This window comes from Porticoccus sp. GXU_MW_L64, from assembly GCF_052983295.1.
In genome coordinates this window covers 1-692 of record NZ_JBRKJK010000050.1, presented here as the reverse complement: position 1 = coordinate 692, position 692 = coordinate 1, and the positions used below count along the sequence as shown (strand labels likewise).

The window sequence follows — 692 nt, the reverse complement described above, 5'->3', positions numbered from 1 at the left end:
CGCTCGTTTTAAAAGCGCCTGTCACGATGATATCCAGAGTATTTATTTGCTATATAAAGAACCGACTTGGGCGCCCTGAACCGGGCTTGTTCAACAACAGGATAAGTCGCGGCAAGCGCGACTTATCCTTATTCGTTATAAGTTTTTTGCATAATTCACTAGACCGTGGATAGCCGCTATTACTAGAAAAGCAGCGGTAGTTTTTAGCGCAAACTCTTTGAAGTGAAAAGCCACAAAATTTTTAATTTTTTGTTTTGGGTTGCGATTACCCACCCAAACTTCTTCACCATCGAGCCATACTCTAGGTACCCGATCATAGCTTTGCTCTTGAATATATATCTGATGTTCAGCGCCATCTTCTGTAACAATTTTATAAACCCCTCTATACGGCGGAGTATATTTACCCGACACCTTAAGAATTGCCCTTGACTCATCAGGCCATGACTCAATCGTCAACTCGGGAAAACCCTTAAGATTTTTAATTTGGTGAGATTCCATTACTTATAACGCCCACATAAAAGGCGGAGCGTCAGCGACGTCCAGCCCACGCTTTTTGTGGGCGATTTTTAATGTACTTGTTGAACGAAGCCGCTACGCGGCAGCTGCCCCACGCCTGAATTCTCTCCGATACTTCCTCCACGCACTCACTCCCGAGTGCGACGACTGGAGGAACTACCATGAACACAGCACAG

The 692-nt window shown here is 45.1% G+C and carries 1 protein-coding gene; it reads right to left on the bottom strand.

Annotation, left to right across the window (positions count from 1 at the left end; all coding sequences use genetic code 11):
* Positions 1 to 135: 135 nt before the first annotated feature.
* Positions 136 to 498, bottom strand: a complete 363-nt coding sequence (locus ACVBEJ_RS14585; RefSeq protein ID WP_447130366.1) for a hypothetical protein — start codon at positions 496 to 498, stop codon at positions 136 to 138.
* Positions 499 to 692: the final 194 nt, after the last annotated feature.